Genomic DNA, 25,329 nt, shown 5'->3' with positions numbered 1-25,329 from the left:
CCTACCTCCCTTGCCGAGAATAGGTACGGTCGGGATCCGGGAGGTCACCTGATCCGGGCGACTCCCGGTGGGTGACGGACCGGTCGAAGTACAGGTAGACGACGGCCGCCGCCACGAGCGGCATGGCCAGCGCGAACAGCAGCGACGACACCACGTTGATCAGCGTGGGCTGCCAGTCCGTCGCGAGCAGGAGGATGATCCCGGCGATCGGTCCGACCGAGAGGCCGAGCCCGACGATGATCGCGAGCGGCCCGGCGGTTCGCCACCAGCGACCCTTCACCAGCTGCCGGCTGCGTTTCAGCGCCGTACTCGCGGAGGCCTGTTCGGCCATCACGGCCGGTATTGCGAAGGCCCGGCTGACCGCGTAGTAGATGGCCAGCGGGATCGTCGCGACGATGATCGTCAGTACGGCGATGACGACGAAGTACCGCACTGCCACAGCGGTCAGTGGTCGGGCGCGGGCTCTCACGTCACGCCAGGTGAGGGCAGCGGTTGCCGGTTCGCCCCGGTCCAGGCGGTCGAGGGTCGAGGTGACGGCGGCCAGGAGTGCGACGTACGTCGCGGCGGTGAGGATCGTGATCGCGAGCGCGACCAGGGACGCCCAGAAGCCGGTCGCGGTCTCGGTCGGCGCGCCCAGATCGGTGGGCGAATCGCGCCGCGCCGCCTGAAGATCCGCAAGCAGAAGGGTGGCCAGACCCAGTACGACGAACGTCGCGGCGAACGCGCCGAACAGGCCAGGTCGTTGTCGGAGCAGTTGGAGCGCGGACACCACCGTCTGCCCCCAAGCGCGCCGCCTGCGAGCCGGCAACGGCTCGGCATCGGTCCAGCGGGTCCGGCTGGCGGCGAACCAGATCAGTGCGACCAGCGCGGCCAGGATCAGGGCGAGTAACCAGATCCGGTCGAGGGTCTCGCGGAGCAGGTTCGATGCGGTGCCGACCGCCGTACAGAAGACGCCGGTGCCGCTCGGTCCGAGCACCTTGCCGGCGGGTACGACGGTGCTGTCGTCGCGCCAGGTCGCCTCGGCATCCTGGATCGGCGCCACCCAGGAGGCCTTCTGGTTGGGCCCGGTCGGCCCGTCGAAGAACGACCGCTGCCGCTCGCCCCAGCGGCCCTCGAACGCCAGCCAGGGATACTCCTTCAGGTAGTCCGCACGCGCCATCGGCACGTAGTCGACGTTGGGCCGGAGCTCGGTCGCCGGCCTGGTCGTGTCGTCGCAGCCGAGACCCTCCGAGCCGCGACCGAGGTACAACCGCTGGCCGTACTTGTTGGCATGCGACCCGGCCGCCGGATAGACGACCGGATGCGTACCGTCGACGATCTCGAGCTTCGCGTCGCCCCACCGCGCCCGCTCGGCTCCACCGTGCTGGCTGAACCCGACCGCCGTCGGCTTGGTGGCCAGCGCGGCCTCCGGCGTCGCCGCGTCGAAGACGAGCTGAACGGACTCCCAGTCGCCTTCGTGGGTGTTGTTGTAGTCGTTGAAGATGTAGAAGAACCAATACTCCAGCGACAGCTTCCCGGGGTACGCCGGGTCGCCGGTCACGTGAGCGTAGACGGTCGCCGGATGCGTGCTGTTGATCTGCGCGGACCACTCGGCGTAGTCGCAGCCAGGCCGCAACGGGTCGCCGGGGAAGTCGAGGAAATGGCCCGGGTACCCGCGGCCGAGGTCCGTGGCCTCAGGCTGGGTCTTGACGAGATCGGGCGGCCGCCACGGACCGCGCAGCGCGACCTGCTGATCACCCAGTACGGCGTTGACGTCGGTGGGCTGGAACTGCTCGCCGTCGTCGCAGCGCGTACCGAGCTTCTGCAACCGGACGACGGGGGAGTAGCGCTCGGCGAGTGTCTGTGCGGCAGTGTCCTCGGGCGAGACCGCGGCGGCCGGCTGGGAGGCGCCGATGAACAGCCCGGCGAACAGCACGGTGGCAAGGGCGAGCACCAGCGGTCGGGTCCAGCGCACCGTCATGCGACCAGGGTGTGCATCCGCGGTTCCCGGCCGGGTCACCCGTTCCAGGTGAACCGCCGCCACACAACGATCGTCAGCAGCCCGACGACAACCGGCAGGAGCTGTACGGCGACCCGCCAGACGAGCAGTCCCGCCACGAGGTCGGTCGCCTCGATGGCACTGTGGTTGGACACGAAGGCCGCATACGTCGCGTCCATGATCCCGGCTCCCATCAACGGCAGACCGGTCAGCGGATAGACGACCATGAAGCTGCAGAACATGACCGGCACGGTCGAGCTGTCCAGCTTCACCCCCACGAACCCCAGGCACAGAACGAGAACACCCGCCTCGACCCCGACCAGCAGCAGCTGACTGAGAATCGCGAGCCACCCGCGCTCCTGCATCCGTCCCGCGCTGTGCGACTGGAACGAGACGAGTCGCTCCTCCCACACCACCGGACCCGCGCTGGCGGGCCGCACCCGCTGGATCAGTCGTCCGAGCAGCCGCCCGATCGTCGCCGCCGAGCGCTCCGCGCGCAGCGCATAGAGCAGGCCGACCAGCAGTACGGCGGCCGCCGCGCCGAAAATCAGGCCCGCCCAGGCGAACGGAGCGTAGAAACCACGCGCCGCCCAGAAGATCACGAAGCCCATCGCCGGCGCGGCGAGGCGGGCGATGTAGAAGATCGTCGTACTGAGCGTCAGGCCCGAGGCGGCGTCGGTGTTGTCGATCCGCCATGACCGCAGCATCGCGAGTCGCAGTACGACGTCGCCGGGAGAGGGCGCGATCGTGGCGACGGAGGCCGCGGCGACATCACTGATCATCGCCTTCAGGTAGCTGAGGCCGGCGATCAGGAGCGCGAGCGGAGCGGCCAGGATCGCCCGGCGGATCAGGACCACGACCAGCAGGACCGCGATCTGCCACGCACTCAGATGGGTGAGGGCGTGGCCGACCTCGGCCCAGTCGACACCGCGGAGCAGGCGCAGCAGGAGCCAGGCCACCACGGCAATGAGCACGAGCCGGGCGAGCTGCACCACCGGCTTCGGAATCTTCCGCCGCGCGGCTCGAGGGGTCGGCATCGCCGGTGGAGAGGACTCGGCCACAACTCTCAGCCTGCTGACCGCACGAACAACCACCATCCCCCGATCCGGGGGAGCCGGGTTCGCCACCGCGGCAGCAGAGTCGAAGGGACGGCCGTGAAAGGGGCGTCCTATGGGCCACTACGTCATCCGGGTGAAGGGGACCTTGTCGCGCGACCTGACCGACGCGTTCCCGTCGATGACCGCTGATACCGAGCCCCCGCAGACCGTTCTCCACGGGTATCTCGACGACCAGGCGGCGCTCGCCGGCATCCTGAACCATCTGGACATGCTCGGCATCAGCATCGTCGAGGTCTTGCAGGTCCCGCCACCGGCGAACGGGCACTGAGAACGTGTGGCCTGTTGTCGGCGCGGTCCTGCCGCAGGCGATGGCGATCGCGCTGAGCCCCGTGCCGATGATCTGCATCGTGCTGGTGCTGCTGTCCGACCGGCCGGTTCGCGCCGGGCTGTCCTTCGCGGTCGGCTGGGTCACTGCGTTGGCGATCGCTGTCGGGCTCATCGCCTGGCTCACGGACACGGTCGCGGAAGGGCACGAGGAGTCCGCGCGTGACGGGATCGACGTGGTGCAGCTGGCGATCGGCGTACTGTTCGGTGTCCTTGCCGTTCGGTACTGGCGGAAGCGGCCGGAGCCCGGGACGAAGCCGCCGCGGCCGGCGATCGTCGACCGGATGGCGACGCTGTCCGCGCCCGGGCTCGTGCTCGCCGGGGCCGCGGCGGCGCTGGCGAACGTGAAGAACCTTCCACTCGTGCTGAGCGCCGGCAGCTTGCTGGGCGGCGCCGGTCTGTCGTCGGTCGAGCTCATCGCCTCGGTGGCGATCTTCGTCGTCGCGGCGTCGTTGACGGTGCTCGGTCCGCTGCTGGCCGTCGTACTCGTCGGACCGGACCGGTCGGTGCGGAGCCTGCGGTCGGTCGAGGCGTGGTTGCTGGCCAATCTGAACACGATCACCGTCGTACTGCTGGCCGTGCTGTCGACCGTTCTGATCGGCAAGGGCCTCGATCTGTTCCGGTGAGTGAGCGGCGCGCCGTTGGGAGGTTTCGGCGCAGGCCCGGTGGGAGACTGCGGGGAGGGGGCAACGCGGTCTCGAGGAGCGTGAAGCTGTGGGTCTCATCGAAGCGATACCTCTGGCGGCTGACGCCGACGTTCACGCCCCCTGGAACGGGCACGACACGCGGGTGCTGATCGTCGCCGTGATCGGGATCGGGATCATCGTCGCGCTGATCGTCGGGCTGAAGTTGCATGCGTTCCTCGCGCTCACCATCGGCGCCCTGTTCGTCGGGCTGGCCTCCGGTATCGGAGCCGGCGATGTCACGAAGTCGTACGAGAACGGCGTCGGCAGCGTCCTCGGGTACGTCGGTGTGCTGATAGCGCTCGGCGCCATGGTGGGGAAGTTGCTGGCGGACTCCGGTGGCGCCGATCAGGTCGTCGACACCCTGCTCCGCGGCAAACGTTCTGTGCTCCCGTGGAAGATGGCGCTGATCGCCGCGATCATCGGCATCCCGATGTTCTTCGAGATCGGTCTGGTGCTGCTGGTCCCCGTGGTCGTGCTGGCGATCCGGCGGACCGGTTCGCGGGCGATGTTGCTTGCCATCCCGGCGCTCGCCGGCCTGTCGGTGCTGCACGGGTTCATTCCGCCGCACCCGGGTCCGTTGGCGGCGATCGGCGTACTGCACGGGAACGTGGGCATCACGCTGGCGCTGGGTCTGCTGGTGGCCATCCCGGCGGTGGTCATCGCCGGGCCGCTGTTCGGCCAGGTGGCTGCTCGTTGGGTGCCGATCGGGGCGGCCGGTGCCGCGCTGGAGGTTTCGGGCGGGGCGCGGGACGGTGAGTCGGGCGGGTCCCCGGCAGGTCACGGCGGGGTCGAGGTCGCGACCGAGCAGACGCAGCAGACGGAGCAGACTCAGCAGACTCAGCAGACTCAGCAGACTCAGCGGACGAGGACGCCGAGCTTCACCTGGACGATCGTGACGGTGCTGAGCCCCGTCGTACTGATGCTGCTCAAGGCGGCGTCGGACGTGTGGATGAGCAAGGACAACGCGCTCTATCCGGTGCTGCAGTTCATCGGTGACCCGGTGTTCGCGCTGCTGTTCGCCGTACTGCTCGCGATGTACACGTTCGGTACGGCGATCGGCTTCGGCATCCCCGAACTGAGCAAGAAGATCGGGTCGAGCCTGATGCCGATCTCCGGGGTGATGCTGATCGTCGGCGCGGGCGGCGGGTTCAAGCAGGTCCTGGTCGACGGCGGGACGGGTACCGCGATCGCGAAGATCGCGATCGCCGCGAACCTGTCCGCACTCTTGCTCGGCTGGATCGTCGCAGTACTGATCCGGCTCGCGACCGGTTCGGCCACGGTCGCCACCGTGACGGCCGCCGGCATCGTCGCACCGCTGGCCGTCGGCGAGAACTCCACCCACATCGCCCTCATCGTGCTCGCCATCGGCGCCGGCTCGCTGTTCTTCTCGCACGTTAACGACGCCGGCTTCTGGCTGGTCAAGGAGTACTTCGGCATGACCGTTGGCGAGACCATCAAAACCTGGTCGGTGATGGAGACCCTGATCTCGGTCATCGGGCTGGCGATGACGTTGCTGCTGTCAACGTTCCTCTAGTCGGATTCCAGGCGAGGAGAGCGATGCAAGTGGCGTAGAGGGTGATCGCGGCACCGACGCCGGGGAGGACCGTCCAGAGTGCGGGCGTCGACGGCGCCAGGATGAACGTGAGTACGGCGAGGAGACACATGACGGCTGCGGTGACGTAGTACGCCCGGACGCCGAAGAGCTGGGCGAGCGGGATGAAGTGCAGTCCGACGCCGGCGCAGATGACCGGGGCGATGGCGTCGGTGTGGCCGGTGCCGCCGAGGATGCCGGAGACGATCCCGAGGCCGATCCACTCGACCCCGATGATCACGCCGAAGGCCCGGCCGGACAGGCGGCGCTCGATGTCAGGTACCGCGGGCAGCCTGGTCGTCCGCCATCGCCGCCAGGCGAACGCGGCGAGCCCGACGGAGACCAGGGCGGCCACGACCATGAGCGCGATCTGCGCACCTGTCGGCAGATGGCCTCCGGTTCCCCAGCCCAGCCAGCCGAGGGCGAAGAAACTCAGGATCGACACACCGAACGCGACCCCCTGCAACGCGGGACTGCGCTCTCCGGCTGGCTCCATCGACAGGTCTCCGTCTCACGTGGCGGGCTGGCCAGGTCCATGCTGCCGTAAAGATTCGGCCCTCGGTGCACGGAAGCGGCCGGGTTGGGCACATACTGGAGGTGCTATGGAGTCCTCACGCGCGACGACGCGTCGTCACCTGTCCACGAGTCCGTTCCAGCGCCGGGTGCCCGCCCCGATAGAGACGTTCGAGGTTGGCGACCGGGTGTCCCACGACAAGGAGGGCATCGGCCGGATCACCATTGTCGAGGGAACCGAAGCAGTAGTGGTCGACCTCGGCAAAGGCCGCCTCCTGCGAGTCCCCGCACCCTTCCACAAGCTCCACTCGCTCTAGCCGCGCCTTCGGCGCTCGGGCGGCGACGAATCCACTGGATTGGTCGCCGCCCGCAAACGTTTCGAAGGCACGCCGCGGATCAAGGCTCGCCTGGCGGCTCGGGCGTGGACTCGGACCGACGGGGGCACCTGCACGTCTCGGGGATGAGGGCCGCGCGGTCTGCACAATCGGCCTGTCAGCCCGGTTTTGTGGGGTATACCGCCAGGCGAACACTTCCACCCTAGGACCGTACGGACCGACAAGTACCGATTTGTCCCCGATTTACCCAGACTTGACCGCTAACCGGACAAGACCACTCCGCAATCAGCTCACCGGACGGGCGCGGTCGAGGGTGGACGGGGTCAGCGTCGGGTGGGCGCGCAGGTAGGCGATGAAGCCCTCGTGGTCGCGGTCGTTGCGGTGGGGGTCGGTGAAGCCGGTGAAGACCTGGGTGCCGTCGCCGCCGATCAGGGTGTAGGCGAGGGCGGCGACGCGGTAGTTGCGGGTCAGGTCGAGGGGCTTGCCATCGATGCGGACGGCACCGGGATCGACGCGCTGACCGATCGGCTTCGTCGTGTCGTAGGTGTAGCTCACGTTGTGCGACACCGCGAATGGCGCGAACTTCTCGGTCCCGTTGGCCTGCGCCACCCACTGCGCCTCGAAGGCGGCGTGGAGCTGTGTGCCGGGCAGCGTCACGGTCAGCACCGGATTGCCGTAGCCGAATGCGTTCCACGCCTCGCCGAACAGAACGGTGCCGTCGGCATCGGCCGGATTGGTGCCCTTGGCAAACAAAAGATCGCCGGTGAGTGCGTTCGACCCCGACACCGGCTTGACCGAGATCAGCGCGAGGTCGGCGCGTCCGCCGCGGTGCTGGTTCGCGTCCCAGTACGCGAAGTCCGCGGCCAGGTTGCCCATCGTCGATTCGCCCGACGCGTTCGGCGTACGCGTGAAGTCGCCGGTGACCTTGGCCAGCGGGGTGGCGAACCGCTTCGCGCCCTTCGCGGTCCAGTAGTCGGCGATGTACTGCAGCTCCTCGTCGACCGGTACGTCGCGCGTGTTGGCGTGGTTGGTCGACGTGGTGAGCTCACGGATGACGTGGCCGGTCCGCGGGTCGAGCTTCAGGTTGATCTCGTTGATCAGCGACCCGTGGTTGCCGGCCTCGACGACCGGACGCGGTACGCCGTTCGGGTCCGGCACCATCATGTTGAACCGGCAGTGCCAGTGGCCGGTGACGATCGCGGCGATGTCCGGCGAGGCCTGCGCGGCGAGCTGGAAGATCGGGCCGGACGGGTTCGTGCCGGCGTTGTAGTCGTTGCCCGCGACGCCACCATCGTGGATGTTGATGACGATCGCGTTGATACCGCGCTTCTTGAGCTGCGCGGCCAGTTTGTTGGCCTGACCCACGTCCGACAGCGACCGCAGTTCGGGCTGGTACGACGTAGACCCGGTCGGGGTGTCCATCACCGTGAGGTGGATGAAGGCGATCGGCAACTTGCGCCCACGGCCCGCGTCAACCCACTCGATGTTGTACGGCGGGACGATCGTCCGGCCGGAGTCCGCGTGCACGATGTTCGCGGTGTAGAAGCGGAAGTTCGCGCCGCGGAAGCGGTGACCGGTGGAGTCGACGAAGTTGTCGTCGCGCCCGTTCACCGGGTACGGCTTGCCGTGCTCCATGTGGTCGACGAGGAAGCTGACGGACTGGTCCAGCTCGTGGTTGCCGACCGTGCTGAACTGCAGCCCGAGCGCGTTGAGCGCCTCGACGGTCGGCTCGTTCGCGTGCGCGTCGACCTCGAACGGCCAGCCGGAGAAGTTGTCGCCGGACGAGAAGAAGATCGAGTTCGGCCGGCCCTCGCGCAGCCGCTTCAGATGCGTCGCCATGTACCCGGCGCCGCCGACGGTCACCTGGACACCGCCGGCGCCGGTGATCACGCTGCCCTGGCTGGGCGTGGTCGGCTGCAGATAGCCGTGCAGGTCGGTGATGTTGAGGAGCTGTACGTCGACGTACCCGGCAGTGGCGGCGTCGTCGAGTGCGTCCGGGGTGGCATACGCGAGGTCGCCGACCGCCGCGGCGGTGGCGACCGCTCCGGTGGTGGTGAGGAACGTCCGGCGGCGGATCCGTCTGTTCACTGCGAACCTACTTCCTGGGGGAGGGCGCTCGTGTGTGCGCAGTACTGGCGGTTTATTGCCTGTTTCCGACATTAATAGCCTCGCCGAGGGCAGGCGTCAACGCCTGACTGAACAATCGGCGAACGCGGGTCAGCGCTTGGGGGAGTCGAGGCTGCCGGCCGCCAGCGTCGGCAGCGGGCCACGCGACCGGGCGAGCAGCCGCTCGTCGACGGTGTCGAGCGCGAGCGAGCAGGCGCCGAGCGCGACACACAGTGCGCCCAACGAAGAAGCCTGCAGTTCCGGCACACGCGGGCACAGTCGATCCAGTTCGGCGGCGAGCGGTTCCATCAGTACGTCGGCCGACTGCGAGAACGCCCCGCCGAGCACCAGCAGCCGCGGATCAACGATCGAGATGGCCGTTGCGGCGGCGACCGCCATCGCCCGCGCATACTTCCGTACGGCGTTGACCGCGGCCCGATCGCCGTTCCGCGCGGCGGCGAAGGCACGCTCCGCCTTGTCCATCTCGGGAACGTCGGCCGGTACGGCGGCATGCAGGTGCTCGAGCGCCGCCTCCCACGCGACACCTCGCAGCGCCGACATGTCCGCCGCCGCGCCGTACGCACCCCGCCGCAACCGGCCCTCGAGCACCAGCGCCAACCCGGTACGACGGCCCGCGTGCAGGAACACCATGTCCGTCGCCCCGCGGCGTTGTTCGGCGAGGGCGGCGAGTTGGCTGTCGTTGTCGACGACAACGAGTCGTGCCGATCGGCCGAAGTACTCCGCGAGGTCGGTGCCGGCCCAGTCCGGGATCGCGTTCGCCCGGACGACGGTGCCGCCCGGGTCGACCAGCCCGGTGGTGCCGACGCCGATCGCCCACACCTCCGCGCCGGCCTCACGCGCGCAGGCGGCGACCACCTCATCAGCCGCCGCGAGCCGGTCGAGGCGCGGTGTCTCCGGAGTGACGGACTGCCGTTGGTTCGCGAGCGTCTGCCCGTTCAGGTCGGTGAGCACCCCACGAACGGAGTACGCCCCGATGTCGAGCCCCACGACGTACCCGGCGTCGGCACGGAACCGGTAGCTCCGAGCCGGCCGGCCGCGGCCCCGGATCGCTGGGCTCTCCTCGACCAGCCAGCGCCGGCCGACCAGACTCGACAGCACTTCTTCGACCGCGGTGCGTCCCAGTCCGCTCTGCTCGACGATCTGCGCGACCCGCACGTCACCGGCGGAGCGCACGGCCGCAAGGATGGCCCGCTCGTTCAGCTGCCGCAACCGGGTCTGGTCCCCGGCATCCGGCATCGTCGACCTCATGATCGCGCCAGCCTAGAACATCTGCCCCCTCAGCAGTCCACCAAATCAGGCCGAGTTGCTAGAGCCCTCGCAGTACTGCGCGGCCCAGAGGAGTGAGGGTGTGGTTGACGGAGTGCCCGAAGCGGGTCGTGGTGATCAGGCCGCTCTCCCGCAGCACCTTCGCGTGCTGGCTGATCGAGCCCGGTGAGACGCCGAGGCGATGGGCGAGCTCGCTGGTCGATGCGGCGCTCTCCAACCCCGCCAGGAACTTCGCGCGGGTCGGGCCGAGCAGCCGGACGAGTACGTCGAGGTCGCCGATCGACTCATCGACGGGCGCGTCGTCCGGCTGGATCGGGAGGACCAGGGTCGGCGGCAGATCGCCGTCGATGAACGTCACCGGGGCACCGAAGCAGAAGTACGACGGGACGATGAGCAGCCCGCGACCGTCGAGATCCAGCGCCTGATCGGTGAGGTAGTCGGCCTCGAGGATGGGATCGCGCCAGCGGATCGAGGTGTGCAGCCGGCTGAGCAGGCCCTCGACCCCGGCGCTCAGGAGCAGCGCCGTGAGCCGTTGCCGGGCCTGCTCGACCCCGGTCTGGACCGCGCTCCAGACCGGGCGTACGGCGGTGTGGTGGTACCGCTCCAGGGTTTGTACGACGGGATCGACGCGACCGCTGTCGTACACCTGCTCCGCCCACCGCGGCGTCGGCACTTCGGCGGGATACGTGCGGGCCAGGTCATCTCGTACGACGGCCTGCGGCACCCGCCGAATCGCATCGAACTGCTCGTCGACGTCCGTCGCCGGGCTGGTCGGGGTCAGGAAGTCGGCGAAGTTGCCCGACGCCGGTACGACGGAGTACGCCGCGCGCAGGATGTCCTGATGCTCGCTCAGCGCGCTTCGCCAGGCCCAGTAGCGGGCGGGGAGGTTGTGGTACTGCAGGCCGTTGATGCTCAGCACCGACTCCCACAACGGATGCGGTCCGCTCGCCACCCGTACGCGCGCCAGGTCCGCGCTGGTGAACCGGATCCGCAGCATGCCTCCCCCTCCTGCTCGCCTTCACCGTAGCGCCGGAAGGTGTCTACCGGAGCGATCGGAACGCTGCGCGAACCTCCTCGGTGAACAGTTGCGGCTCCTCCCAGGCGGCGAAGTGACCGCCGCGGGCCGGCTTGTTGTAGTAGGCAAGGGTCGGGTAGGCCAGCTGGACCCAGCTGCGCGGTGCCTGGAAGATCTCGCCCGGGAAGGCGCTGAACGCGACCGGCACGGTGACCGGCGGCGGTGTCCCGCCGCCCGCACGGGCCATCCCGCTCTCCCAATAGGCACGGGCGGCCGAGACACCGGTGCCCGTGAGCCAGTACAGCGTGACGTTGTCGAGGATGTGGTCGCGGGTCAGGTTGCCGGCGGCCAGTCCGCCCCGGAACGCCTTGGAGATCTTGTAGTAGCTGTCGGTGTCGTGGTCGAGCATCCAGGAGGCCAGCGCGACGGGCGAGTCGAGCAGTGCGTAGCCGATCGTCTGCGGGCGGTTGGACTGCTCGACGATGTAGCCGTTGCCGGTCCGGCCGAACTCGCCGACTGCCGCCGACGCCGCGATCTCCTCCGGAGTGGTCGCCGGGAACTGGGCGCCGCCGAGGGCCGGAACGAGCAGGTTCATATGGATGCCGAGCAGACCCGCGGGCGCGAGACGGCCCAGGTTGTCGGTGACCGCGGCCCCGACGTCGCCGCCCTGGGCGACGTACTTCGGGTAGCCGAGGCGGCGCATGAGCTCGTCCCACGCCCGCGCCGTCCGGGCCGTGTTCCAGCCGGTCTCGGTCGGCTGAGCGGAGAAGCCGAACCCGGGGACCGACGGCAGGACCAGGTGGAACGCGTCCGCGGCGCTACCGCCGTGAGCGGTCGGGTCGGTGAGCGGGCCGATCGTCTCGAGCAACTCGACGATCGAGCCGGGCCAGCCGTGGGTCATGATCAGCGGCAGCGCGTCGGCGTGCCGGGAGCGGACGTGGATGAAGTGGATGTCCACGCCGTCGATCTCGGTGGTGTACTGCGGCAGCTTGTTGAGCTTGGCCTCGAACTTGCGCCAGTCGTACCGGGTGTTCCAGTACTTCGCCAGCGCCTGGCTGGTCGCCAGTTGGACACCCTGCGAGCGGTCCGCGACGAGCTCCGCCGAGGGCCAGCGGGTCGCGGCGACGCGACGACGCAAGTCGTTGAGCTGGTCGCGCGAAGCGGTGAAGTGGAACGGCCGGATCGCTGTGGAGCCGGACGCTGCCGAGAGGGCAGCCGGAGCTGCTACGGCCTGGTCGCCCAGTGCCGAGACGGCAGGTACGGCGAGCCCTGCGGCGAGCCCGCCGTACAACACCGTGCGCCGGCTGGGCCTGGGGGACGCTGACGAAGACATTTTGATCCCTTTCACGAAGTAGCGGTTATACGTGAAAGGTTGCTCTGCCTCCGCCGGCGTCGCCCCAGTGGAAATCCCTGGTCTCAGGTTCTAGTCGATGACTGCCGGTGGCGCCTTCTCATCGGTCAGGTTGACCACCTCGCGCTTGCGCGGAAGCATCAGCGCCGGGATCAGCGTGATGACCACCAGCACCCAGGCGACCCAGTAGCTGTGTGCGAACGACGACGCGGCATCGGCCAGACCGCGCGCGATCACGGCCGGGTCCAGGTGCAGCGGGGCGATGCTCTCCGGACGGGTGTTGGACAGGATCGCTGCCTGCGTCTCGCGGAGCCCCTCGCCGAGCCCTGGGACATTCTCCGTACCGGGGATGATCGGCGAGTTGTTGAGCTGGTTGGTCAGGATCACCGACATCGTCGCGACACCACAGGACGAGGCGATCTGCTGGGTGATGTTGAGCAGTGTCGAGCCCCTTGCCACCTGGGCACCGCGCAGGGTCCGCAGGGCGGTGGTGAACAGCGGCATCATCGTGCCGCCCATGCCCAGACCCATCACGAACAGCATCGCGATCAGGATGCCGTATGGCGTGGTCTCGGTGATCTGCGTCAGACCGAACATGCCGATCACGATCAACCCGATCCCGAACGGCACGATCCGGCCGACCGGGACCTTGTCCACCAGCCGTCCGGCGATCGGCATCGTCACCATCGCACCGATGCCCTGCGGCGCGACCAGCAGACCGGCGTGCAGCGTGGACTCGCCGCGGATCTGCTGGAAGTACGTCGGGACCAGCAGCAGGCCGCCGAAGAAGGCGGCCGCGAACAGGAACATCGTGACGATCGAGACAGTGAGGTTGCGGTCGCGGAACAGCCTGAGGTCGAGCAGCGGATGCTCGGGCCGGAACGAGTGCCAGACGAAGGCGGCCATCAGCAGCACGCCGATCAGGATCGACACCCAGACCCGGGGTGCCCCGAAGTCACCGCCCTCGGCCGGCAGCGAGGAGATACCGAACAGGAACAGCGCCAGCCCGGGCGACATCAGCAGCACACCGACGAAGTCGAACGACTCCGACGGCTCCGCGTGGTCCTTGGCCAGGACGAACCGGGCGTAGATCAGCGCGATCACGCCGAGCGGCACGTTGATCAGGAAGATCCAGTGCCAGCTCGCCACCTGGATCAGCCAGCCGCCCAGGATCGGGCCGAGGATCGGGCCGAGCAGCATCGGCACGCCGAGGATCGCCATCAGCCGGCCCATCCGGCGCGGGCCGGCGGCCTGGGTCATGATCGTCATACCGAGCGGCATCAGCATGCCGCCGCCCAGACCCTGCAGGACCCGGAAGCCGATCAGCATGTTGATGCCGGTGGCGGTCGCACACAGGGCGGAGCCGGCGGTGAACAGGAAGATCGCGGTCATGTACAGCCGCTTGGTACCGAACCGGTTGGCGGCCCAGCCGGTCAGCGGGATCACGGTCGCGAGGGCGAGCGTGTACGCCGTGACCGTCCAGGCGACCGTGGAGTACGCGATCGGGTTGCTGGGCGTCCCGAACTCGTCCTGGAACGTCGGCAGCGCGACGTTGACCACGGTGATGTCGAGGATCGACATGATCGCCCCGAGCACCACGACACCGGCGATCTTCAGAACCGCGGCATCGATCTGATCGGGGTATTCGGCTTGCGTATCAGGCTGACTCACGGGTCCCCCCTTGGCTACGGGCACGTCACTCCCAGAGCCTACGCGCGGCCACCCCCCAAAAGTCAGGCACTTTCTCCGGCGTGACTCGCTGTCATCGTCCAACTGCCGAGCAGAGCCAGCGCTTCGGCCGACGGGGATGCGGGCTCGGGGGAGTACGCCGTGAGCGTGAGGCCGGCGTCCGCCGACAGTTCCATTGCCTCGAAATCGACGGTGACCACGCCGACGACCGGGTGCCGGAAGGCCTTGGTGCCGGTGCGATGCAGGCGGACGTTCTGATCGGCCCAGCGGGTACGGAAGTCCTCGCTGCGGGTGCTGAGCTCGCCGATCAGGTCGGTCAGATCCTTGTTGTACGGGTCCCGTCCGGCCTCGGTGCGCAGGATCGCGACATTGGTGTTCGCGGACAGATTCCAGTCCGGGTGGAAGTCGTGCGCCTTCGGGTCGAGGAACCCGAATCGCGCATGGTTCGGCGCCTGCCCGGGCGCGGCGGTCGGACTCTCGAAGACCGGTGCGAAGAGGGCGCGGCCGAGTGGGTTGGCGGCGAGGATGTCGAGGCGTCCGTTGCGGACGAGCGCGGGCGTGGCCGCCATCCCGTCGAGGATTCGCTGGACGGCCGGCCTGACCCGCCGGGCGGGTTCACGGCGCGGGGTGCGGTGGCCGGCGTTCGCAGTACGAGCAAGGTCGAACAGGTAGGTGCGTTCGGCCTCGTCGAGCTGGAGCGCGTCGGAGATCGAGTGCAGGACGGTCTCGGAGACGCCGGAGATGTTGCCCTTCTCGATCCGGGCGTAGTAGTCGACGCTGAGCCCGGCCAGCATCGCGACTTCCTCCCGGCGCAGCCCCGGCACCCGCCGGTTGCCGCCGTAGTACTGCAGCCCGGCCTGCTGCGGCGTGACCTTCCCGCGTCGGCTGACGAGGAAGTCACGCACCTGCTTCCGGTTCTCCGTGCTCACGCTTCCACCTTACGAACTCCGGCGCCGGCGAGAGGGGTTCTGTCAGTACCCCGTTCAACCCGACCTCCCGCACGTCGCCCGACAGGGGTTGTCTGGGCGGTGAGCAACTAGGAGGACTGGGATGAAGGAACGCACTCTTGGGGCCGACGGTCCCGTGGTGTCGGCGATCGGGCTCGGCTGTATGACGATGACCGGTGGGTACGGCGGTCGGCCGGATCGGGCCGAGATGGTCAAGCTTCTGCAGGCTGCGGTGGATCTGGGTGTCACGTTCTTCGACACCGCGGAGATCTACGGGCCGCACGCGAACGAGGAACTGGTGGGAGAGGCGTTGGCGCCGTACCTGGATCGGGTGACGGTGGCAACGAAGTTCGCCAACGCGATCGATCCGGTGGAGCGGAAGCCCATCGGGCGGATGCTGCGGCCCGACGAGGTCGCCAGCGCGGTGGAAGGGTCGTTGCGGCGGCTCGGGGTCGAGGCGATCGACCTGTACTACCAGCATCGCGTGAACCCGGCGTACCCGATCGAGGAGTTCGCGGGGGCGGTGAAGGAGCTGATCGAGGCCGGGAAGGTCAAGCGGTACGGGATGTCCGAGGCGGCGGCGAGCACGATCCGGCGGGCGCACGCCGTACAGCCGGTGACCGCGGTGCAGAGCGAGTACTCGCTGTGGTGGCGTCGGCCCGAGGAAGAGGTCCTGGCTGCGTGTGAGGAGCTGGGGATCGGGTTCGTGCCGTACAGCCCGCTCGGCAAGGGATTCCTGACCGGCACGGTCGGGACGACCTTTGACAAGGACAACGATCTGCGCGCGCGGATCCCGCGGTTCGGCGCCGACGCGTTGCAGCACAACGTTGCAATGGTTGAACTGGTGCAGTCCTTCGCAACAGCGAACGGCGTCACGCCCGCGCAGATCGCGCTCGCCTGGCTGTTGGCGCGCAAGCCGTGGATCGTGCCGATTCCGGGTACGACGAAGCTGCACCGGCTGGAGGAGAACCTTGCGGCCGCGGATGTCACGCTGTCCGCCGACGAGCTCGACCGGCTGACCGAGGCGTCGGCCCGGATCGAGATCGAGGGCGGCCGGTACCCGGATGAGCTGGAGGCCCAGACCAATCTGTAGGTCGTGGCCTACTGTGGTTCGTGACGGCCCCTTGAGCACCCGGTTGAGGAGGAACGATGTCGGACGAACCTTTCGAGACGTCGGAGAACGTGCATCGCGATCGGCGCGAGCACGGTGGCGGCGACTCGATCCACCCGGACCAGGACGAGCTGGACCGCCGGACCGAGGAGGAGCGGGTCGAGGCGGGCGTCGACGCGTACGACCCGGACGAGGTACCGCCGGCGACGGACGAACCGGTCCCGACCGACGTCACCCAGTCCGAGGTCTACGAAGAGGCCAAGGCCGAGCTGGACCGGGAGGAGTCCGAGGGCGAGATCTATCCGCTCACCGACCGGCACCCGTTCCCGCCGTCGCACTACGACCGCTCCTGACGGCGGCATGATCGCGCGGATGTGGCGAGGGTGGGTGCCCACCGAGAAGGCCGCGGAGTACGCCGAGATCGTCGAACGCACCGGCATGTCCGGCTACCGCCGTACGCCCGGGAACCAGGGCGCGCAGCTGCTGACCCGCGACCTCGGCGACGGCCGGACCGAGATCGTCACGCTCAGCTGGTGGACCGACCTCGACCACATCCGTGCCTTCGCCGGCGACGACATCACGCATGCGAAGTATTACCCCGAGGACGACGCCTACCTCCTCGACCGCGAACTGACCGTCACCCACTACGAAGTTCGCCCCGAGGACGACGCCTACCTCCTCGACCGCGAACTGACCGTCACCCACTACGAAGTTCGCCCCGAGGACAGCTGAAGGTCGCCACCAGGGTGGAGTCCTGGAACTCGACGACCTTGGAGATGCCGGTGGTGGTTGCGGTGAGTACTACGACGCCACTGGCCTGACCGTGGTGATGGACGACTGCGGCGGGCTGGCCGTTGGCGGTGGTGGGGATCAGCCGCCAATCGCCCGGCTTGCCGAACACGTGCGTTGTGAGCAGGTGGATGCACCTTGTCTTGCCGGCCTGCCAGTCGCGGAACGGGGTTGCCTCGAGCGTGGCGTCTGCTCGGAGTACTTGCTTCAGGAGGTTGGCGTCGGACCGCTCGAAGGCGGTGATGTAGCCGTCGAGGAGTGCGCGCGCCCGTTCGTCGGTCGGCTCGAGGAGGTCGTCAGGCTCGACGTCGTCGAGCGTGGAGCGGGCGCGCTGGAGTGCGCTCTTCACCGCTGCCGTGGTCGTGCCGAGGATCTCTGCGGTATCGGTCGCCGGGAAGGCGAGGACCTCGCGGAGGATGAGTACTGCGCGCTGGCGTGGCGGCAGCAGTTGGAGGCTGGCGATGAGTGCGAGCCGGACGGACTCACGCGCGACGACGACCGCGGCCGGGTCGTCGGAGCTGATCCAGCTGTCGGGGAGGGGTTCGAGCCACGAGACCTCGCCTGGTGCGGCGGGGAGTGGTGGGCGGTCGGGTCCGTCGTGCGGGCCCGCCAGACCTGACGGCAGCATCCGGCCGCGTCGGGTGTCCAGGGCGGTGAGGCAGATGTTGGTCGCGATCTTGTAGAGCCAGGAGCGGATAGACGCCCGGCCCTCGAACCCGGCGTACGAGCGCCAGGCGCGTAGATAGGTCTCCTGCACGAGGTCCTCGGCGTCGTGGGCGGAGCCGACCATCCGGTAGCAGAGCGCGAGCAGCTCCCGACGGTACCGCTCGGTGTCGGCGGCGAACTGCTCGTCCGAGCCCATACGTAATTCTCTCAAGGCAGCAGGGCCAGCTTTCCGACCGTCGTGCGGGCCTCGAGCTCCGCGAGCGCTTTCGGACCGTCGGCGAGGTCGTAGGTGGTGGGCCGGGTCGGGGACAGGACGCCGGCGGCGATGAGGGCTGCTAGCTCGCCGAAGATCTGCGGCGCGGTCTCGATGAGTACGCCGAGGTTGAAGCCGATCACGTGGACCTGGTGCTTGTACACGAGGTCCCAGTTGGTGATCGCCGCTTCGCCACCTGCAAGTCCCGTGACCACCACCCGACCGGTGACCCGCTTGGCTACGGCCAGGCTGGCTTCGAGGTTCCCGCCCGACTCCAGCACAAGATCGGCGCCGCCCGTCAGTGCTTGTATCTCGGCGACGAGCCCATCGCTCCGGGAGTCGAGCACGTAGTCGGCACCCACGGCTCGGACGACCTCGTGCTTACCCGGCGACGCGGTGCCGATGACGGTCGCGCCGTAGTGCTTCGCGATCTTCACCGCCGCCTGCCCGGTCGCCCCCGCCGCCGCGTGAATCACCACGGTCTCTCCGGCGGCCACCCGGCCGATCGTCAGCGCCGCCAACGCCGTAGGCCAGTTCACCACCATCCCCAACGCCTCCTGCGCCGACCAGCCCGGAGGCACCGGCACCGGCGCCGCCAACACCATGTACTCCGCAAACGCACCGTCGCCAACCCCCACGACCAGTTCCCCCAGCCGCGCCTCGCTCACCCCCGCCCCCACCGCAACTATCTCGCCCGCCGCCTCGAACCCAGCCACGTACGGCGGCTGCGGCCCACCCCCGAACACCCCATAACTCTTGGAGACATCAGCAAAGTTCACTCCGGCCGCCCCGACCCGAACCAACACCTCACCTGTTCCGGCCACCGGCACCTCCGCATCGGTCACCAGCCGCATCTCCCGAGGCCCACCCAACCCTGCCTGCACCAACGCCCGCATCCTCATCAACTCCTTCTCCCCGTCAATCCACCAGGTAGACCCCGCACACCCCCAAAAGGAATCGGTCACCCTGAGGTCTGGTTTGATGTGGGTTCCCGACGCCCCTGGGGAGAGCTGATGATTCGTCGTCTGGTTGTGCTGCTGGTTGGTTTGTCGATGGTGTGCGTGCCGACCGCGCAGGCGGCGCCGCCCGGCGACCGGGACGTGATCGTCCAGCTGTTCGAGTGGAACTGGAACAGTGTCGGGCGGGAGTGTGGTGCGGTCCTCGGCCCGAAGGGGTACGGCGCTGTGCAGGTCTCGCCGCCGCAGGAGCATGTGGTGTTGCCGGGGTCGGGGTATCCGTGGTGGCAGGATTATCAGCCGGTCAGCTACAAGCTCGACAACACCCGCCGCGGCACCCGCGCCGAGTTTGTTGCCATGGTCAACAGTTGTCACGCTGCCGGCGTCAAGGTGTACGTCGACTCCGTGATCAACCACATGACCGGCGGATCGTCGGGCGGCGTGGGCAGCGCGGGTTCGTCGTACACGCATTACGACTACCCGGGCATCTACCAGAACCAGGACTTCCACCACTGCGGCCGTAACGGGAACGACGACATCGTCAACTACAACGACCGGTACGAGGTGCAGAACTGCGAGCTCGTCGACCTGGCGGATCTCGCGACCGACACCGACTACGTGCGCGGGCGGATCGCGGCGTACCTGAACGATCTGTTGTCGATCGGCGTGGACGGGTTCCGGCTGGATGCGTCGAAGCACATGCCAGCCGCGGACATCGCGGCGATCAAGGCGAAGCTGTCGCGTCCGGCGTACCTCTATCAAGAGGTCATCTACGGCGCGGGCGAGCCGATCACCTCGGACGAGTACGTCGGCAACGGTGACGTGCTCGAGTTCCGCTACGGCAAGGATCTCGCGAAGATCTTCAACACCGAGCGACTCGCGTATCTGCACACGTTCGCCGAGCCGCTGCCCTCGGATCATGCGGTCGTGTTCACCGACAACCACGACACGCAGCGGGGGAGCGGCGTACTGACGTTCCGCGACAACGGCCGCTACGCGATGGCGAACGCGTTCATGCTGGCCTGGACGTACGGTACGCCGAAGGTCATGTCCAGCTACGAATTCAGCTCGAACGACGAGGGCCCGCCGTCGACGAGCACCGGGCAGACGGTCGACACGACCTGCTTCACGAACCGCTGGCGCTGCGAGCACGAGTGGCGCGTGATCGCGAACATGGTCGGCTTCCACAACACCGTTCGCGGGACTGCCGTCACCGAGTGGTGGGACAACGGCAACGACGCGATCGCCTTCGGCCGCGGCAACAAGGGGTACCTCGTCCTCAACGACGAGAGCTCCGCGCTGACCGGCCGCAGCTTCCACACCGACCTCCCGGCCGGCGTGTACTGCGACGTCTTCCACGGCGACTACACCCCCGGCCACTGCACCGGCCCGACGTACACCGTCGACTCAACCGGCTGGTTCCGCGCCGACATCGCCGCCACGGACGGGCTGGCCCTGCACGCCGCCGCCAAAGTCTCCTAAGGCGGCGGCGCGCCGTGGTCAGAGGATGCTGACCTGGATCGTGCCTCGTGCGAGCCCGCCGGTGGACACGCGGTCCTTGCCGGCCAGGGTGTTCACGGTGAGGTGGTCCGTCGGCTCCGCGTCCTTCAGTTGTACGTCGGCCCGCAGCCCGGACACCCGCACGTTGCCGTGCGAACCAGAGACCCGGACATGGTCCTTCCCAGCCGTCCCTGTCACGGTCACCGAGTCGATCGCCGAGTCGCCGCCGCGGGTGTTGAGCTGTGCGCCGAGGTCGACCGAGACCTTCTGGACATCGGTACGGCGCAGATCGCCGATCGTGACGCTGTCGGCGCCGCCGAGGGTGTTGACCGTGAGCCGCTCGACATCGTCGGTGTCCATCACGATGTTGCCCACGTCGCGCGTGAACCGCAGTCGCCGACCGTTGGCCGAGGCAACGAACTTCTCGGCGGCCGCCGCACCGTTGAACACCATCGTGTCCTGATCGCGCCCGCCTTCGATGACGTCGCTGCCGTCGCCCGGATCCCAGGTGAACGTGTCGCGGCCGGTTCCGAGCAGCGCGGTGTCGGCGCCGCGGTTCCCGTCGACGGAGTCGTTGCCGGCGCCGGTGCGGATCAGTTCGTTGCCGCTGCCACCGAACACGGTGTCGTTGCCGTTCCCCGTGTCGATGACCGTGGCCGGCTGCACCTCGGCGCCGTAGTCGATCCGTACGACGTCGTTGCCGCCCAGGCTGGTCACGTGGATCTGGCCGAAATCGGCCCGCTTGACGACGCGCTTCGCCGTACCGTCACCGAAGTCGACCTCGACCACCGACGTGTCCGCGGCCGGCACGCTGAGCGTGATGTTGTCGGCGTGGTTCGTGCCGGTGACGATCAACTGGCCGGTGTCGATCACGACACTGCCCGACGGCGACGCGGACGCCGGACCGGTAAGACTCACGGCGATGCCGGCCCCGACGGCCGCCACTGCGAGTCCACGCCGAAAACGCTTTGCCACTGTACCCATGATGCTTTCTCCCCTGTGGTTCACGAATGTATGGGCCCTACACGGGCGCCGACGCCGACCGGTTCACACTGAACCGAATTGGTGCGGTGCTCGTATGTACGGCAAACAAGGGGAAATCGGGCAATCGTGGGGGAGGCCAACGGTTCTATAGGGCGGCGATATAGCGGGACGTGATAGTCGCCCACGCAGTACCCGTGCGTTCGCGACGTGGGGGACCGGCCGGACCGAGGTTGTCCCAGCCGGTTTGTTCGAGGCGTACGACGGTGCCGTCGCCGCGCGGGCTGAACGTGATCTCGACCTCGGTCGCCTCGCTGCGGTCGAAGAAGAGATGCCAGAGGAATCGCAACCGTCCCGGCGGCTCCCACTCGAGGATCTCGCCCCAGAGGTGCTCCGCGCCGTCCGGCCCGGTCTCGACGATCCGCCCGCCGGACTGCGGTTCGAAGCTGATCGCCGCCGGATCACCACTGACGGTGTGACCGCTCGGCCACCAACTCGCACACTTACGCGTCCACACGTCAAACGCATGGGGGACCGACGCATCCACCTCGAACTCGACCACCAGCGGCTCGATCATCGCTCCTCCGAAGTGTTCTCGGCAACGATCCGGAACCGGGTTGCGGCCGACCCCCACACCTCGGCGAAGTACGCGCGAACAGCGTCCACGCCCTCCTCGCGCAGCTGATACACCCGTCGATTCCCATCCGGTACGTCGCTCACGAGCCCGGCGTCCTTCAGCAGCCGCAGGTGCCGCGACACGGCCGGCCTGCTGATCGGCAACTGCTCGGCGATCTGCCGGACCGACAGCGCGCCGCTGCCGAGGATCTCGACGATCGCCCGCCGGTTCGCATCGCCCAGCGCGTCGAGTGCGGGCGCAGCCTCACGCGGTTCCACTGGCAGACTCCCATCTCGGTAACTTGAGTGTTACGGTAACCGAAAGTGGACCAACAGGGGGAGTCATGGACGTACAAGGTTCGGGGACGGCGGCGGATCCGTGGGTGCTGACCACGCCGCCAGGCAGCTCGCAGTACCAGGTGTATCGCGACGAGACGGCTCTCGTCTGCCAGGTGGGTTCGACCAAGCTCAGCTACGACGTGCGCTGTATCGACGACCTGCACGCGATGCTGAAGGCGTACGGCGACTGGATGCCGCTCGGCAACGCCGACGAGCAGAAGCCGGCCGCACCGGGCACGGTCGAGGCCTGGGCGCGCTCGGAGGACAACCCGCTCGGCGGCTGGTACGGCCTCCGCAAGGGCTACCGCGGCCGCTTCGCCAACTACGTCCCACCTGTCCTCGAAGCCCTCGGCCTGGTCGAGCTCGAGCACAACCCCCGCAACAACCGGGTTCGCGCGCTCTAGCCGACGAGGCCTGTGGTCACCTCGTCGAGCGAATGCACGACGACGTCAGCCAGCGCGAGCGCGTCCTTCGCCGGCGGGTAGTTCGCATTCGGTACTGCGATCACCCGCAGCCCGGCCGCCGCCGCCGAGCGCAGTCCGTTGCTGGAGTCCTCGATCGCAACGACCCGGGACGCATCGACCCCAAGTCGCCGTACCACCTCGTTGTAGACCGCGGGGGAGGGCTTGCCCGCCTCGACCTCCTCGGTCGAGAGCGTGACGCGGAAGTGGTCAGTGAGCTGAGCGGCCTCCAGCACGGCGTCGATCAGCCGTCGAGGTGACGACGATGCGAGCCCCAACGGCCAATCGCGAGCGAGCCGCTGCACCGCCTCGACCGCGCCCGGCAACAGCGGCAGCTCCGACCGATACCGCGTCACCATCTCGTCGATCACGCTGGCCGCCACGTCCTCAGCTGGCCCGGGTACGCCGACCACATCGGTCAGGTACGCCGCCCACTCCGGCGTACTCATACCCTGCAAGGCTTCCGTGGCGTCCGCGGGCCAGTCCCGGCCTGCGGACGCCACGACACCTCGTCGTACGTCGTCCCACAGCGGCTCGGAGTCGATCAGGACTCCGTCGAGGTCGAAGACAACCGCATCAGTCATAACCTGATTTCTACGCGGGTCCCGCCCGGTTCGCCAGGATGATGCAGCCAAATCACGCCCGCGTCGTACTCGTACTCCGTGCTCACAGCTGTCGGCTCGGTTGGCACGCGCAGCGCGGTGGTGACCTGGACGCCACGCGGCGCCTCGCAGGTGAAGCTGATGCCGCCCTCGTCGGAGACCCAGTCCACGACCCGTCCGGCCGAGGCGAGCAGCGGCTGCGAGTCATAGCTGAGATCACGCAACCAAGTCAGTTGCCCCGGGCCCAGTTCCCGCCGCTGGACGATGCCCAGCCCCGGATCGAGCAGGTCAAGGTAGTTGCCCTCGACAACATGGTTCCCGTCCAGCACGGCCCCGATCAGGTACGGACCACGCCGCACCGACAACCAGTTCGTCGACTGCCACGTATGACCACCGGCCTCGGCCAGCTCGCGGATGGCCGCAACCAGCTCGGCGGCGCGTTCCGGCGACTCGGTGAACTCGGCCGGCCGGACCGGCAGGAAGCGGACCCGGCCCTTCCCGATCCACTGGATACCGTCCCGGTCCGCGCCGAGCGCCTCGGCCAGGTGGTCGGCGCAGGTCTCGTACCGACCCGTCCACCAGGATCGGATCTCGTGGTACGGATCCGCGCCGTCGCCGACGTACAAAAGACTGCCGCCGCGGTTCACCCACCCGGCCAGCGCGTAGTGGATGCTCGGCGCCAGCGGCTTCTGGAACTCGTAGCTCAGGACGAGTACGTCGACATCGTCCAGCGCATCCGGTGTGTCGATCACGTTCTCCAACTGCACCGGCGCGACCCGCTGCCCGTCGAACAGCGGCGGCAACGCGAGACCGTAGAAGTCCGAGAAGTGCAGCTGCTCCCGGCCCTCCAGCGCCAGCGCATCCTGCAGACCGTCGTAATGACCGCTCTCACCACCAGGCGACCAGCGCTGGAACATCGCGGTGTCCGACAGCGCGATCCCGATCCGCGGCCCCTCCTGATCCCACCGCACGTCCGGCTGGTCCAGATCGCGCAGGCTGTTCATCGCGATCAGGTAGCTCGTGGCCGTGTCCGGCGGGATGAGCTCTCGCTCGTCGGTCCCCTCGCGCAGGTACGGCCGGTTGAAGATCCGGTTCGGCCACGGCGCCACCTCGTACCGCGAGACGCCCGGGTGCAGCAGCGACGCGATCAGGGTGCGCTGGTAGTTCGCGAGGTAGTCCTCCCAGGTGCGGTCCGGGTGGTCCTCGATCGGGTCGTGCAGGAACCACATCCGCCGGTCGGTACCGCGGGTCAGATCCTGCGCGATGCCGTATTCCAGGTACGCCGTCTCGAAGGTGCGCTCGGCGACGACTCCGGCGTACACGTTCGGCGTGCGGGAGGTGCCGGTCCACACCTGGGCGATGGCGCCGTCGATCGAGGGGAGCGTCCGGAGGCGGGATTCGGGGCTGATGATCTGCCACTGCGTGTAGTTCAGCAGGCTGTGGGTCGGGACGTAGAAGTGCACGTCGCGGCCCTGCTGGAGGGCATCGTCGCGCAGTACGGACGTGACCCGGTCGAGGCTGCGGGACAGCAGATGCTGCTTGAGCTGCCCAGCGCGGAAGTGCGCTTCGGGACTGCTGTGCGGCGGCTGCCACGGCTCCTTGAAGAACGCCTGCCACTCGCGCTTGAACGACTCCGAGTACCCGGCCCGCGCCCAGAACTCGGGCTCCTCGAGGTGGATGCCTTCGACGCCGAGCTCGATGATCGGGCGGAGCTTCTGGACGAGGTACTCGGTGAAGCTGAATGTCGGGACCATGTACGGGATGTCGGTGCTGTGACCGTGCAGGATCGGCTTGCCGTCGCCCGTCGTCTGAGCGTCGGCCCAGTGATCCGTGCCGTCCCACCGCCCGTCCAGGTAGTCCTGGTACGTGCCCCACGAGATGCCGGTCATCAAGTGGACGCGGTACCCGGCCTCCCGCCACCGGGCGATGCGCTGCGCTGTCGTGTCGTTGAGGCCGTAGACCATGACGAAATCGGTGCGCAGGTCGATCGATTCGTCGTACGGCGCTTGCTCCTGAAAGCCGGTCGCTTCACGGTGCTTGTCCGTCATACCTCAACCCTTTCCCGTCCGGCACGCCGTACGCCAGCGTGCTGTCAGGAACCGGACACCACCTAGGT

25 protein-coding genes are annotated in these 25,329 nt (G+C 68.3%); 9 read left to right on the top strand and 16 right to left on the bottom strand.

All coding sequences use genetic code 11. From position 1 onward, the window contains the following. Position 1 precedes the first annotated feature (1 nt). A complete protein-coding gene (locus tag FDA38_RS28700) occupies positions 2 to 1,960 on the bottom strand; it encodes a hypothetical protein (protein WP_137257244.1) in 1,959 nt (652 codons plus the stop codon). 35 nt (positions 1,961 to 1,995) lie between these two features. Further along, a complete protein-coding gene (locus FDA38_RS28695) occupies positions 1,996 to 3,039 on the bottom strand; it encodes a lysylphosphatidylglycerol synthase domain-containing protein (protein WP_170989908.1) in 1,044 nt (347 codons plus the stop codon). A gap of 109 nt (positions 3,040 to 3,148) precedes the next feature. Here FDA38_RS28695 and FDA38_RS28690 point away from each other — a divergent pair, with 109 nt between their 5' ends. The 3 genes from FDA38_RS28690 to FDA38_RS28680 all read left to right on the top strand — a co-directional run bounded on the left by FDA38_RS28690 (position 3,149) and on the right by FDA38_RS28680 (position 5,640). Beyond that, positions 3,149 to 3,364: a hypothetical protein gene (locus FDA38_RS28690; protein WP_130447591.1), complete on the top strand. Its 216-nt coding sequence runs from the start codon at positions 3,149 to 3,151 to the stop codon at positions 3,362 to 3,364. A 4-nt stretch (positions 3,365 to 3,368) separates the two neighbouring features. After that, positions 3,369 to 4,046 carry a GAP family protein gene (locus FDA38_RS28685; protein ID WP_137257242.1) on the top strand — a complete coding sequence of 226 codons (678 nt, stop codon included), beginning with the start codon at positions 3,369 to 3,371 and terminating at the stop codon, positions 4,044 to 4,046. Between the two features lie 88 nt (positions 4,047 to 4,134). Further along, positions 4,135 to 5,640 (top strand): GntT/GntP/DsdX family permease, encoded by a 1,506-nt coding sequence (locus FDA38_RS28680; RefSeq protein WP_233714977.1) that lies wholly within the window; start codon positions 4,135 to 4,137, stop codon positions 5,638 to 5,640. On the opposite strand, the gene FDA38_RS28675 is transcribed toward FDA38_RS28680, so the two are convergent. Then, positions 5,597 to 6,193: a hypothetical protein gene (locus tag FDA38_RS28675; protein WP_137257241.1), complete on the bottom strand. Its 597-nt coding sequence runs from the start codon at positions 6,191 to 6,193 to the stop codon at positions 5,597 to 5,599. The two genes, FDA38_RS28680 and FDA38_RS28675, sit on opposite strands and share 44 nt — an antisense overlap. Positions 6,194 to 6,299: 106 nt before the next feature. On the opposite strand from FDA38_RS28675, the gene FDA38_RS28670 reads away from it, so the two are divergent. Then, positions 6,300 to 6,527, top strand: coding sequence for a hypothetical protein (locus FDA38_RS28670; RefSeq protein ID WP_137257240.1), 228 nt, complete (start codon positions 6,300 to 6,302; stop codon positions 6,525 to 6,527). 303 nt (positions 6,528 to 6,830) lie between these two features. On the opposite strand, the gene FDA38_RS28665 is transcribed toward FDA38_RS28670, so the two are convergent. The 6 genes from FDA38_RS28665 to FDA38_RS28640 form a co-directional block, all read right to left on the bottom strand. After that, positions 6,831 to 8,633, bottom strand: coding sequence for a bifunctional metallophosphatase/5'-nucleotidase (locus FDA38_RS28665; protein ID WP_233714976.1), 1,803 nt, complete (start codon positions 8,631 to 8,633; stop codon positions 6,831 to 6,833). A gap of 129 nt (positions 8,634 to 8,762) precedes the next feature. After that, entirely contained in the window at positions 8,763 to 9,920 is a 1,158-nt protein-coding gene (locus FDA38_RS28660; RefSeq protein WP_137257238.1) for an ROK family transcriptional regulator, read from the bottom strand. 58 nt (positions 9,921 to 9,978) lie between these two features. After that, complete coding sequence (locus tag FDA38_RS28655; RefSeq protein WP_137257237.1) at positions 9,979 to 10,935, bottom strand: ArsR/SmtB family transcription factor; 957 nt, start codon at positions 10,933 to 10,935, stop codon at positions 9,979 to 9,981. A gap of 43 nt (positions 10,936 to 10,978) precedes the next feature. Continuing rightward, on the bottom strand, positions 10,979 to 12,286 hold the full coding sequence (locus FDA38_RS28650; protein ID WP_137257236.1) for an epoxide hydrolase family protein: 1,308 nt from the start codon (positions 12,284 to 12,286) through the stop codon (positions 10,979 to 10,981). A gap of 90 nt (positions 12,287 to 12,376) precedes the next feature. After that, a complete protein-coding gene (locus tag FDA38_RS28645) occupies positions 12,377 to 13,975 on the bottom strand; it encodes a DHA2 family efflux MFS transporter permease subunit (protein WP_137257235.1) in 1,599 nt (532 codons plus the stop codon). 62 nt (positions 13,976 to 14,037) lie between these two features. Beyond that, positions 14,038 to 14,922: a helix-turn-helix domain-containing protein gene (locus tag FDA38_RS28640; protein WP_137257234.1), complete on the bottom strand. Its 885-nt coding sequence runs from the start codon at positions 14,920 to 14,922 to the stop codon at positions 14,038 to 14,040. Positions 14,923 to 15,043: 121 nt separating this feature from the next. Between FDA38_RS28640 and FDA38_RS28635 the strand changes: the two genes are divergently transcribed. The 3 genes from FDA38_RS28635 to FDA38_RS28625 are packed head-to-tail and all read left to right on the top strand — an operon-like array spanning position 15,044 to position 16,783. Beyond that, positions 15,044 to 16,033 (top strand): aldo/keto reductase, encoded by a 990-nt coding sequence (locus FDA38_RS28635; protein WP_137257233.1) that lies wholly within the window; start codon positions 15,044 to 15,046, stop codon positions 16,031 to 16,033. Positions 16,034 to 16,089: 56 nt separating this feature from the next. Beyond that, a complete protein-coding gene (locus tag FDA38_RS28630) occupies positions 16,090 to 16,404 on the top strand; it encodes a hypothetical protein (RefSeq protein WP_137257232.1) in 315 nt (104 codons plus the stop codon). Positions 16,405 to 16,423: 19 nt separating this feature from the next. Continuing rightward, positions 16,424 to 16,783 carry an antibiotic biosynthesis monooxygenase gene (locus tag FDA38_RS28625; RefSeq protein WP_202877878.1) on the top strand — a complete coding sequence of 120 codons (360 nt, stop codon included), beginning with the start codon at positions 16,424 to 16,426 and terminating at the stop codon, positions 16,781 to 16,783. Here FDA38_RS28625 and FDA38_RS28620 read toward each other — a convergent pair. Further along, entirely contained in the window at positions 16,749 to 17,702 is a 954-nt protein-coding gene (locus FDA38_RS28620) for an RNA polymerase subunit sigma-70 (protein ID WP_137257231.1), read from the bottom strand. The two genes, FDA38_RS28625 and FDA38_RS28620, sit on opposite strands and share 35 nt — an antisense overlap. 11 nt (positions 17,703 to 17,713) lie before the next feature. Next, the gene (locus FDA38_RS43475; RefSeq protein WP_137257230.1) at positions 17,714 to 18,655 is read right to left on the bottom strand and encodes a zinc-binding dehydrogenase; all 942 of its coding nucleotides are present in this window, start codon (positions 18,653 to 18,655) and stop codon (positions 17,714 to 17,716) included. A gap of 117 nt (positions 18,656 to 18,772) precedes the next feature. Between FDA38_RS43475 and FDA38_RS28610 the strand changes: the two genes are divergently transcribed. Then, entirely contained in the window at positions 18,773 to 20,197 is a 1,425-nt protein-coding gene (locus FDA38_RS28610) for an alpha-amylase (protein ID WP_137257229.1), read from the top strand. A gap of 18 nt (positions 20,198 to 20,215) precedes the next feature. Here FDA38_RS28610 and FDA38_RS28605 read toward each other — a convergent pair whose 3' ends face one another. The 3 genes from FDA38_RS28605 to FDA38_RS28595 form a co-directional block, all read right to left on the bottom strand. Continuing rightward, a complete protein-coding gene (locus FDA38_RS28605; protein WP_137257228.1) occupies positions 20,216 to 21,199 on the bottom strand; it encodes a calcium-binding protein in 984 nt (327 codons plus the stop codon). A gap of 145 nt (positions 21,200 to 21,344) precedes the next feature. Further along, complete coding sequence (locus FDA38_RS28600) at positions 21,345 to 21,773, bottom strand: SRPBCC domain-containing protein (protein WP_137257227.1); 429 nt, start codon at positions 21,771 to 21,773, stop codon at positions 21,345 to 21,347. Then, a complete protein-coding gene (locus tag FDA38_RS28595; protein WP_137257226.1) occupies positions 21,770 to 22,090 on the bottom strand; it encodes an ArsR/SmtB family transcription factor in 321 nt (106 codons plus the stop codon). Before FDA38_RS28595 ends, FDA38_RS28600 begins: the two co-directional genes overlap by 4 nt. A 65-nt stretch (positions 22,091 to 22,155) precedes the next feature. On the opposite strand from FDA38_RS28595, the gene FDA38_RS28590 reads away from it, so the two are divergent. Beyond that, positions 22,156 to 22,554, top strand: coding sequence for a DUF6855 family protein (locus FDA38_RS28590; RefSeq protein WP_137257225.1), 399 nt, complete (start codon positions 22,156 to 22,158; stop codon positions 22,552 to 22,554). Here FDA38_RS28590 and FDA38_RS28585 read toward each other — a convergent pair. Beyond that, entirely contained in the window at positions 22,551 to 23,195 is a 645-nt protein-coding gene (locus FDA38_RS28585; protein WP_137257224.1) for an HAD family hydrolase, read from the bottom strand. The genes FDA38_RS28590 and FDA38_RS28585 overlap by 4 nt on opposite strands. Then, positions 23,192 to 25,261 (bottom strand): hypothetical protein, encoded by a 2,070-nt coding sequence (locus FDA38_RS28580; RefSeq protein ID WP_137257223.1) that lies wholly within the window; start codon positions 25,259 to 25,261, stop codon positions 23,192 to 23,194. The genes FDA38_RS28585 and FDA38_RS28580 overlap by 4 nt, the downstream gene beginning before the upstream one ends. Between the last annotated feature and the right edge of the window lie 68 nt (positions 25,262 to 25,329).

It is taken from the genome of Kribbella jiaozuonensis (assembly GCF_005233875.1).
GTDB lineage: Bacteria > Actinomycetota > Actinomycetes > Propionibacteriales > Kribbellaceae > Kribbella > Kribbella jiaozuonensis.
Note: the sequence above shows the minus strand (reverse complement) of the source record. Positions and strands in the feature narration are given on the sequence as shown.

Coding starts and splice junctions, on each gene's coding strand:
- FDA38_RS28700 (WP_137257244.1), bottom strand. CDS start 1,960: ATGACGGTGCGCTGGACCCGACCGCTGGTGCTCGCCCTTGCCACCGTG.
- FDA38_RS28690 (WP_130447591.1), top strand. CDS start 3,149: ATGGGCCACTACGTCATCCGGGTGAAGGGGACCTTGTCGCGCGACCTG.
- FDA38_RS28675 (WP_137257241.1), bottom strand. CDS start 6,193: ATGGAGCCAGCCGGAGAGCGCAGTCCCGCGTTGCAGGGGGTCGCGTTC.
- FDA38_RS28670 (WP_137257240.1), top strand. CDS start 6,300: ATGGAGTCCTCACGCGCGACGACGCGTCGTCACCTGTCCACGAGTCCG.
- FDA38_RS28660 (WP_137257238.1), bottom strand. CDS start 9,920: ATGAGGTCGACGATGCCGGATGCCGGGGACCAGACCCGGTTGCGGCAG.
- FDA38_RS28655 (WP_137257237.1), bottom strand. CDS start 10,935: ATGCTGCGGATCCGGTTCACCAGCGCGGACCTGGCGCGCGTACGGGTG.
- FDA38_RS28650 (WP_137257236.1), bottom strand. CDS start 12,286: ATGTCTTCGTCAGCGTCCCCCAGGCCCAGCCGGCGCACGGTGTTGTAC.
- FDA38_RS28635 (WP_137257233.1), top strand. CDS start 15,044: ATGAAGGAACGCACTCTTGGGGCCGACGGTCCCGTGGTGTCGGCGATC.
- FDA38_RS28630 (WP_137257232.1), top strand. CDS start 16,090: ATGTCGGACGAACCTTTCGAGACGTCGGAGAACGTGCATCGCGATCGG.
- FDA38_RS28625 (WP_202877878.1), top strand. CDS start 16,424: ATGTGGCGAGGGTGGGTGCCCACCGAGAAGGCCGCGGAGTACGCCGAG.
- FDA38_RS28620 (WP_137257231.1), bottom strand. CDS start 17,702: ATGGGCTCGGACGAGCAGTTCGCCGCCGACACCGAGCGGTACCGTCGG.
- FDA38_RS43475 (WP_137257230.1), bottom strand. CDS start 18,655: ATGCGGGCGTTGGTGCAGGCAGGGTTGGGTGGGCCTCGGGAGATGCGG.
- FDA38_RS28610 (WP_137257229.1), top strand. CDS start 18,773: ATGATTCGTCGTCTGGTTGTGCTGCTGGTTGGTTTGTCGATGGTGTGC.
- FDA38_RS28605 (WP_137257228.1), bottom strand. CDS start 21,199: ATGGGTACAGTGGCAAAGCGTTTTCGGCGTGGACTCGCAGTGGCGGCC.
- FDA38_RS28600 (WP_137257227.1), bottom strand. CDS start 21,773: ATGATCGAGCCGCTGGTGGTCGAGTTCGAGGTGGATGCGTCGGTCCCC.
- FDA38_RS28590 (WP_137257225.1), top strand. CDS start 22,156: ATGGACGTACAAGGTTCGGGGACGGCGGCGGATCCGTGGGTGCTGACC.
- FDA38_RS28585 (WP_137257224.1), bottom strand. CDS start 23,195: ATGACTGATGCGGTTGTCTTCGACCTCGACGGAGTCCTGATCGACTCC.
- FDA38_RS28580 (WP_137257223.1), bottom strand. CDS start 25,261: ATGACGGACAAGCACCGTGAAGCGACCGGCTTTCAGGAGCAAGCGCCG.